The sequence below is a fragment of the Halorubrum tibetense genome (assembly GCF_042661865.1).
GTDB classification, from domain to species: Archaea; Halobacteriota; Halobacteria; order Halobacteriales; family Haloferacaceae; genus Halorubrum; species Halorubrum tibetense.
Genome location: NZ_JBHSWW010000092.1, coordinates 1 through 8397 on the forward strand (window position 1 = coordinate 1; position 8397 = coordinate 8397).

Annotated in this window: 10 protein-coding genes and 1 pseudogene; 8 read left to right on the forward strand and 3 right to left on the reverse strand. The window is 68.0% G+C overall.

What is annotated here, in order from left to right:
* The 5 genes and pseudogenes from ACFQEU_RS07935 to ACFQEU_RS07955 all read left to right on the forward strand — a co-directional run.
* Positions 1 to 356: pseudogene (locus tag ACFQEU_RS07935) on the forward strand (MFS transporter); the annotation flags it as partial.
* A gap of 123 nt (positions 357 to 479) precedes the next feature.
* Positions 480 to 1091 carry a hypothetical protein gene (locus ACFQEU_RS07940; RefSeq protein ID WP_379780957.1) on the forward strand — a complete coding sequence of 204 codons (612 nt, stop codon included), beginning with the start codon at positions 480 to 482 and terminating at the stop codon, positions 1089 to 1091.
* Entirely contained in the window at positions 1088 to 1870 is a 783-nt protein-coding gene (locus ACFQEU_RS07945) for an RNA methyltransferase (RefSeq protein WP_379780959.1), read from the forward strand. Before ACFQEU_RS07940 ends, ACFQEU_RS07945 begins: the two co-directional genes overlap by 4 nt.
* A gap of 57 nt (positions 1871 to 1927) precedes the next feature.
* Positions 1928 to 2602 carry an AzlC family ABC transporter permease gene (locus tag ACFQEU_RS07950; protein ID WP_379780961.1) on the forward strand — a complete coding sequence of 225 codons (675 nt, stop codon included), beginning with the start codon at positions 1928 to 1930 and terminating at the stop codon, positions 2600 to 2602.
* The gene (locus tag ACFQEU_RS07955; RefSeq protein ID WP_379780963.1) at positions 2599 to 2988 is read left to right on the forward strand and encodes an AzlD domain-containing protein; all 390 of its coding nucleotides are present in this window, start codon (positions 2599 to 2601) and stop codon (positions 2986 to 2988) included. The genes ACFQEU_RS07950 and ACFQEU_RS07955 overlap by 4 nt, the downstream gene beginning before the upstream one ends.
* 133 nt (positions 2989 to 3121) lie before the next feature.
* Here the strand turns inward: ACFQEU_RS07955 and ACFQEU_RS07960 are convergent, their stop codons facing one another.
* The 3 genes from ACFQEU_RS07960 to ACFQEU_RS07970 are packed head-to-tail and all read right to left on the reverse strand — an operon-like array spanning position 3122 to position 5848.
* Positions 3122 to 3493, reverse strand: a complete 372-nt coding sequence (locus ACFQEU_RS07960; protein ID WP_379780965.1) for a DUF8147 domain-containing protein — start codon at positions 3491 to 3493, stop codon at positions 3122 to 3124.
* 42 nt (positions 3494 to 3535) lie between these two features.
* A complete protein-coding gene (locus tag ACFQEU_RS07965; RefSeq protein ID WP_379780967.1) occupies positions 3536 to 3868 on the reverse strand; it encodes a DUF8066 domain-containing protein in 333 nt (110 codons plus the stop codon).
* 54 nt (positions 3869 to 3922) lie between these two features.
* Positions 3923 to 5848, reverse strand: coding sequence for an aldehyde ferredoxin oxidoreductase family protein (locus ACFQEU_RS07970; RefSeq protein WP_379780969.1), 1926 nt, complete (start codon positions 5846 to 5848; stop codon positions 3923 to 3925).
* A 291-nt stretch (positions 5849 to 6139) separates the two neighbouring features.
* Here ACFQEU_RS07970 and ACFQEU_RS07975 point away from each other — a divergent pair, with 291 nt between their 5' ends.
* The 3 genes from ACFQEU_RS07975 to ACFQEU_RS07985 all read left to right on the forward strand — a co-directional run.
* Complete coding sequence (locus ACFQEU_RS07975) at positions 6140 to 6592, forward strand: VanZ family protein (RefSeq protein ID WP_379780971.1); 453 nt, start codon at positions 6140 to 6142, stop codon at positions 6590 to 6592.
* A gap of 37 nt (positions 6593 to 6629) precedes the next feature.
* Positions 6630 to 7724: an archaeosine biosynthesis radical SAM protein RaSEA gene (locus tag ACFQEU_RS07980; RefSeq protein ID WP_379780973.1), complete on the forward strand. Its 1095-nt coding sequence runs from the start codon at positions 6630 to 6632 to the stop codon at positions 7722 to 7724.
* 20 nt (positions 7725 to 7744) lie between these two features.
* Positions 7745 to 8397 (forward strand): helix-turn-helix domain-containing protein (locus tag ACFQEU_RS07985; RefSeq protein ID WP_379780975.1); only part of this gene is annotated, 653 nt, incomplete at its 3' end.

Genomic DNA, 8397 nt, shown 5'->3' on the forward strand with positions numbered 1-8397 from the left:
CGCTCGGGGCCGACGTGACGCTCCCGATCCTCGGAGACTTGCCGCCGGCGTACCTGCCGCTGGTCGCGCTTTCGGGGCTGCTCGGTGTCGCCGACTCGTTCCGTGAGCCCGCCAGCATGGCGCTGTTCGCCGACGAAGGGACCGACGAGGGCGGCGTGGCCTCCAGCTTCGGCATCCGCGAGCTGGTGTGGCGACCGGGGTCGGTCGCGGGCCCACTCATCGCCGGCTGGCTGATGGTCGAAGTGAGCATGGCCGCCGTGTTCTACGTCGGCGGCGCGTTCGCGATCACCGGGGTGCTCGCGTTCCTCGCGATCCTAGCCCGGGATCACGGCCGGGCCGCGTTGACGACGTGGTGAGCGTCCGAAGCGGCCGATAGGTGGTGAGGGTTCGGGAGCGTCGGTAGCGTCCGGAACGGTGGATAAACCGTCCGCGGAGCCGCGAAGGACGCGCTTTTATCCGCGCCGGCTCTATCCGCCATCATGGCGAAAGTGAGCGTCGGCCTCCGCGGATGGCGGTTCGACGAGGACGAGATCATCACCGAGAACGGCGAGTTGAAGCCGCTGGAGGAGATCCCCGAGGAGCCCCGGGAACGCCTCGTGCGGCTCGTCGCGCTCGTCGAGGAGCCGTGTGACGCCTGCTACCTCGAACACGGGGAAGACGAGATCCACCGCTGTAACCAGGCGGAGATCGTGTACGGCGAACCGCGGGGGGAGGTCCTCTTGTGTCCGGCACACGAACCCGACTTCGTCTACTGGTTCCGTGAGGCCGGCGGGAGCGAGCACGCGGGAACGATCGAGTTCGGCGACCGGTTTCACGAGTGGGTCGCCGCCGGCAACGAGGCCCCCGACGGGTACGCCGCTATCGAGCACATCGACGAAGACCCGGACGCGCTCCCCGATCTCCCCGACCAACAGGAGATCCAGCGCCGGGTCGAGGAGGGGTTCGAGGGCGACCGGATCGACATCCGGGAGCTCGCCGGTGAGGGGTCGGCGGACGAGCGCGTGAACGACCCGGACGACGAACCCGTCAGCGAGACCGACCTCCAGGACGCGGGCGTCGACCTCTCCACGGAGTACCCCTCCGACCGATGACACGCGACACTCGCCCGAAGCCGGTCGTCGTCGTGGTCGAGCCGGAGACGCCCGGCAACGTCGGCACGATCGCCCGGGCGATGAAGAACTTCGGGCTGTCGGACCTGAAGCTCGTCGACCCGCCGGAGCTCTCCGAGGACGGCGAGGCGTACGGGTTCGCGGGTCACGCCCGCGAGGACGTCCTCCCGAACGCGGAGGAGGTGACGTTCGACGAGGTCGTCGAGAACTACCACACCGTCGGCACCACGGCGATCACCGGCGAGGACGACCGCAGACACGAGCGGTGGCCGTTCAAGACACCCGTCGAGTTGCGAGAGTCGCTGCGGACCGTCGACGCCCCCACCGCCATCGTCTTCGGTCGTGAAGGGCGCGGCCTCAACAACGACGAGCTCAGCCGGCTCGACGAGGTGTGTTCGATCCCCGCGGCCGATGACTACCCCGTGTTGAACCTCGGACAGGCGGCGACGGTGCTCCTGTACGAGCTCCGCGACCTGACCGTCGAGGAGACGCAGCTACCGGACGCGTCGGTTACGCGCGCGCCGGAGGAGGACATCGAGCGGCTCCACGACCGCTTCGGCGAGTTCCTCGACGCGACCGGGCAGCGGTCGCACCGACAGGAGAAGAACGCGCTGTTGGTGCGCCGTCTGCTGGGACGGGCTCACCCCACCGAACGGGAGATCCACTCGCTTCTGGGCACCGTCCGGAAGGCGACGACCAAGCTGGAACACGCCGACTACCTCGCGGCGAAGTACGACGAACACCCCTACCCGCGCGAATGACCGTGACCGACCGGCGGGCTCTCGCCGATCCGGAAGCCGGTCGGGGAGGACCGGGACGTGAATGAGGACCTGCGGGCGGGGATCCGGGACGTCTCGCCGCTGCTGCTCGGGATCGTTCCGTTCGCACTGGTCGCCGGGATCGCCGCGGTCGAAGCGGGGCTTACCCTCACCCAGGCGGTCGGCCTCTCCGTGATCGTGTTCGCGGGGGCCTCCCAGCTCGCCGCGCTCGACCTGCTCGGGTCGAACGCGCCGCTCGCGGTCGTGATCGGGACCGCCGTGGTGATCAACCTGCGAATGGTGATGTACTCGGCGTCGATCGCGCCGCACTTCGCTCGATACGGCCGCCGAGTTCGCGCGGCGCTGGCGTACGTCCTCACCGACCAGGCGTACGCGCTGTCCGTGGCGGAGTTCGCAGAGCACGACGACCGGAGCCGCTGGAAGTACTACCTCGGGGCTGCTGGGTCGCTATGGCTCGTCTGGCAGGTCGGAACCGTCGTCGGCGTCGTGCTCGGTGCCGGCGTCCCCGAGGAGTGGGGGCTGACGTTTGCCGTCCCGCTCGTCTTCTTGGCGCTTCTCGTCCCCGCGATGAAGGACCGGCCGACGACCGTCGCCGGGGCGGCCGGTGGGGCGGTCGCGGTCGTCGCCGCGGGGCTACCGCTCAATCTCGGCCTGCTAGCCGGCGCGCTCTCGGGGATCGTTGCGGGGCTCGTCGCCGAGGAGGTGATCGCATGACAGCCGCCGTCGATCCGACGGCGCTCGTGGCGCTCGCGGGAGACCCCGGCTCGCCCGGTGCCGCCCGGATCTGGGTCGCGATCCTCGTCATCGGGGTCGCGACCTACGGCTTCCGGCTCTCCTTTATCCACCTGTTCGGCCGTATCGACGAGGTCCCGCCGCGGGTGACGCGGGTGCTTCGGTACGTGCCGCCGGCCGTCCTCGCGGCGCTCGTCGTCCCCGACCTGCTCACCGTTCGGCCGGGAGTCGTCGCGACCCTCGCCGACGAGCGACTGATCGCGGGTATCGCGGCCGGGATCGTCGCGTGGCGCACCGAGAACGTGTTCGCGACGATCGCCGTGGGGATGGTGACGCTGTGGCTGTTCCGGTTCGTCGTGTTCGCGTGAGCGACGGGTCGGTTCCGTGGACGGTGGAGCTGAAACCAGGTGGGCCATCGGCACGGGTAGAGGGAGAGAGGGACATCGGCACGGGTAGAGAGAGGGCCATCGGCACGGGCGAGAGTGGCGAGGACAGGGGTGCTCATCCGTCGAACCGCTCGGGGAACCGCCAGACCGCGAGGAAGACGACGACCCCGATAACACCCGCGATCCCCAACAGGCCCTGTAGATCGAAGAGCCCACGAGCCGCCGGAACCGCGTACTGGACGAGCAGCCCCCCGAGAACGGTGTATCCGATCGCGGCCCCGCCGAGGAGGGCGGGCCTCGAATCGGGGTCGTCCGGGAACCGGAGCCACGTCAGGACGGCGACGACCCCGCCGGCGACCGCGCCGACCGGGAGCGCGACGATCGCGGAGAACGCGATCCGGGCGGCGAGGACGGACGTCAGGGCCGCGGTGACGACGAGGAACGTCGTCAGGCCGGTTCCGATCGCCGCGAGGTGCCGACTGTTCATAGGGGTCAGATCCCCGTCTACCTACTTATAGTACGGTCCGGGCTACTCCTCCCGCTCCGTGAGTCGACTCGTCGTCCGAGACGCACCCATCTCCCCGCGGCCGTCGGGCGAGCTCGCCCGGTCCGCTTCGTCGGCCTCGGCTTCGCGCTCGCGGACGGCCGCGTATCGCTGGGCAGCATCCGCAAACGAGTCGGCGACGGCGAGGGTGCGGTACGTGAGGTAGGCCCCGCCCAGCGCGACGAGCGACCAGAAGCCGACCAGTATTTGCCCGACGATCACGAGCGAGTAGACGAACGTGAGGAGGCTGATCCCGAGGAGGCCGATTCCGAGCGGGGTTCGGGCCGCCTCGCCGGGGGAGAGCGGATCGTGGACCATACTGGTGGCTTCCGGCGCGGATAAATAAAAAGAACGGCTCGGACCGGAAGGAGTTTAGTCGTCGGCGGGCGCGGCGGAGTCGCCGGCGGAGACGCCGGTTCCGGGGCCGATGTCGATCCCGAGTTCGTCGAGCTTTTCGTCGGGGACGACGCCGTCGATCCACTCGCGGTGCGTGTAGTACTCGTCTTTCATCAGGTCGAGCTCGGCGAGCTCGCCCTCGCTCGCACCCTGTCCGGGGATCGCGTCGGGGTGTCCCTCGACGAACCGTCCGGGGAGCGTGTCGTCCTCGCCGTCGAAGCCGGCGAGGTTGTTGTAGTAGCGTTCGAGGTTGTAGATCCGCTCGCCGATCTCGAACAGCTCGTCCTCCGTGACGTCGCGGCCGGTCATCCCGTTGTACTGGAGCACGTACTCCTCGATCCCCTCCGCGAACGCGTTGAACTTGCAGATGTCGAACGAGTCGGAGATCGCGTGGAGGTCCTGGAACGTGGCGGTGAGCTCGCCTTTCCCCTCCCACTCGTAGGGGTCGACCTTCTCGGGGATCCCGAGGATCTCGGCCGCGGGCGTGTACCCGCGGAGGTGACACGCGCCGCGGTTCGAGGTGGCGAACGCGATCGCCATCCCCTTCATACAGCGCGGGTCGTACGCCGCGATGCTCTGGCCCTTGACGGAGAGCTTGTTGTCGTGGGCGTCCTTCCGCTCACCGATCCGGTCGGGTCCTTCAGCGAGGAGGTCGCCGAGCTCGGTCGACCGGTTCCCGATCTCGTCGATGAGGTCGATCATCCGCTCGGAGTCGCCCCAGTCGATCCCGACGTCGAGTTTCCCCTGTTCCGTCATCTCCATCGCCATCGCCATCGTGTTGCCGACCTCGATGGTGTCGACGCCGACGTCGTTACACCGCTGGAGCATCAGGGCGATCTCGTCGCGGTCGGAGTGCCCGGAGTTCGGGCCGAGCGCCCACGCGGACTCGTACTCGTATGATTCCGTGCGGACGTTCATCTCCTCGCCCTTGTGATGCATCTGTACCTCGACTTCCTTCTTGCAGGCGACCGGACAGGAGTGACACGTCGGTTCATCGACGAGGATGTTCTCGCGGACGTTTTCGCCGGAGACCCGCTCGGCGTCGATGTCGATCCCTTCGCCGTCGTTGTACGCCTCCGTGGAGGTGAACTTCGCGTTCTTCGTCGGCAGTCCGTCCATCTCCTCGGTCGCGTTCATCAGGACGTTGGTACCGTACATCGACAGCCCACCCTCGTTGGGCGCGGTGACGTCAGATTCGCGAATGACCTCCATCGCCTGCTGGTACCCCTTCTGGAACGTCTCGGGGTCGGCGGGTTTCGGCATCCGGGTGCCGCTTTTCACGACGACCGCTTTCACGTTCTTCGAGCCCATCACCGCACCGGTGCCCCCGCGGCCCGAGGCGCGGTCGTCCTCGTTCATCACGCAGGCGTAGCGGACACCGTTCTCCCCGCCCTGTCCGATCGCCATCACGGAGACGTTCTTGCCGACGGAGCCGTCGACCTCCTCACCGAGCGTCTCGATCGTGTCGTGGACGCCCATCCCCCATACGTGGGAGGCATCGCGTACCTCGATGTCTCCGTCCTCAACGAACAGGTACACCGGGTCCTCGCTCTCGCCGTCGAGCAGGATCCCGTCGAGGCCGGCCCACTTGAGCCGCGCTCCGGACCAGCCGCCGTGGTGTGAGTCGGTGACCGTCCCCGTCAGCGGGGACTTCGTCACCAGTGCGATCCGGCCGCTCATCACGGTCTGCGTCCCCGTGAGCGGGCCGGTCATGAACGCCAGCCGGTTCTCCGGTCCCATCGGGTCCACGTCCGGTCCTTTCTCGAAGACGTACTTCACGCCCAGCCCGCGCGCGCCGATGTACTTCTCAGCGTCCTCTTGGTCGATCCCGTGATAATTGACCTCGCTCGCGTCGAGGTCGACCTGTGCGACTCGGTCCCTGTAGCCACCCATTTCAGTCATGTAATGCTCGTTCGTTATAGACGGACCACAGCGTGTTAGGTCTTCACGTGTATCCGAAGCTTTTTCCAGTTACGTCCCGATCGACGTGATCGGTTGGGATATATAAATACGGAGACTGGTTCTCGGACCGAAACCGTTCACGGTCCGGCGGTTTCGTCGTCGATACCGGCGGTTCAGCCCCGTGCGTGTTGTCGAGTGGTTTCGTTCGTCGATCAGGGACACGGGAGCAACGGGTGCCCGATCGAACGCTCGTCCACGAACCCTATCCGGCTCGGTCGCGAACGGTCGGGAGTGACCGATCGATCGCCGTCATCTACGGGACGGATCGACCGGCTCGAAGCGTGGCGGCCAGCCGTCGCGTTCGCCACCGTCGTGTTCGTCTCCTCGGTCGTTCCCATTCCCGGATCGGGTGGTGCCTCCTCGGCGAACGGTGGGTTCGTCCCGTTCGAACCACTCGGTCCGATCGGGCTCACCGACCCGTTCCACCTCGTGGGCTATGCCGTCCTCGCCGCGCTCGTCACGCGAGCGACCGGCCGGACGGTCCGGGGACTCGTCGTCGCCGTCGCCGTCGCGACCGTGTTCGGGCTCGGGATCGAAGTCGTCCAAGCGGCGATCCCGTGGCGCGGGTTCGCGTGGCGGGACGTCTTCATAAATGCCGTCGGGGCGACCGCCGGGGGAGCCACCGTCCGGGCGATGGGCTTTGCGTTTCGGGACACGGGCGGCGACGGGTCGGATCCCCGATGACGACACGGCTTTACGCGTCCGGGCGCTCTCCCCGACAATGAGCCAACCGAGCCCCGAGGCGTACGAGCAGGGGCGCGGCATGGACGCGCACAACGCCGTCATGCGCGACATCCGCGCCGAGCGCTCGGAGACGTACGACCCGACGGAGCCGACCCGCGTCTGGATCGACGAGGACAACACCCCGGACGGAGTGGTGAACTCGCTCACGATCATTCTGAACACCGGTGGCTGCCGGTGGGCCCGCGCGGGCGGCTGTACCATGTGCGGCTACGTCGCCGAGTCGGTCGAGGGGGGAAGCGTCGCCCACGCCGACCTCATGACCCAAATCGACGCCTGTCTCGACCACGAACGGGAGAACGCCGACGAGCCGGCCGAGCTGATCAAGATCTACACCTCCGGCTCCTTTCTCGATGAGCGCGAAGTGCCCGCGGAGACCCGTCGCGCCATCGCCGAGACGTTCGCGGACCGCGACCGGATCGTCGTCGAGTCGCTTCCCGACTTCGTGAGCCGTGAGAAGATCGCCGACTTCGCGACACACGGGATTGCGACCGACGTGGCGGTCGGCCTGGAAACCGCGACCGACCGGGTGCGCCACGACTGCGTGAACAAGTACTTCGACTTCGCCGACTTCGAGGACGCCTGCGCGGAGGCGGCCGCGGCGGACGGCGAGTTCGACGCCGACGTGGGGATCAAAGCGTACCTCCTGTTGAAACCGCCGTTCCTCGCCGAGCCCGAGGCCGCCGCCGACATGATCGACTCGATCCGACGGTGTGCCGACGTCGACGGCTGTCACACCGTCTCGATGAACCCGACGAACGTCCAGCGCTACACGATGGTCGACGAGCTGTTCTTCGAGGGCGGCTACCGGCCGCCTTGGCTCTGGACGGTCGCACACGTCCTCGAAGCGACCGCCGACGTCGACGCCATCGTCGTCTCTGACCCGGTCGGACACGGCTCCGATCGCGGCGCGCACAACTGCGGCGAGTGTGACGACCGCGTCCAGACGGCGATCAAGGACTTCGATCTCAGACAGGACCCGAGCGTCTTCGAGCAGGTCTCCTGTGAGTGCGAGGCGACGTGGGAGCTCGTGATGGCCGAGGAGACGAGCTACAACATGCCGCTCGCGCGGTGAGCAGTGGAGGGGGAGTCACCGTGCGCGAACTCGTCTTCTCGCTGACGTACGAACCGGAGTCGAACGCGGTCGCCGACGTGCTTTCGGCCGACCCGGACGCACGAGTACGGTCGTTGTCGCTACACGCCACCCGGGAGAGCCTCTGGCGCGTCGACCACGCGACGGGGACGCCGGGGACGCTCGACGCGCTCGAGGACGCGTTCCTGACGGCCGATTACTACGCGGACTGTCTCGCCGACGAGCCGTGCGGCGCGACCCAGACGACGCGGGTGCTCGAACACACGGACGATACCCTCGTCTGTTACTCATACTGGGAGCGCACGCCGACCTGCACCTCCGTGCCGCACCTCGCGTTCGACCACCTCGGCGAGGGCCTCCTTTTCGAGACCGATCACCGGAGGCGCGAGTACCGCTGGCGCATGATCCACGCCGGAACCGACGGGAGCGACGTCCGCGGCTTCCTCGACGCGGTCGAGAGCGCCGTCGGCGACGCCGCCCGGATGGATATCCGACGGATCAGCGAAGCCGGGTCGTCGAGGGAGGATGCAGGAGCGGCGAGCGACGAACTCGATTCGGGACTTCCGTCCGAGCAGGCGGCCGCGTTGCGGGCGGCGGTCGAACACGGCTACTACGAGACGCCGCGCGCGGTCGACGCCGCCGAGCTGGCCGACCG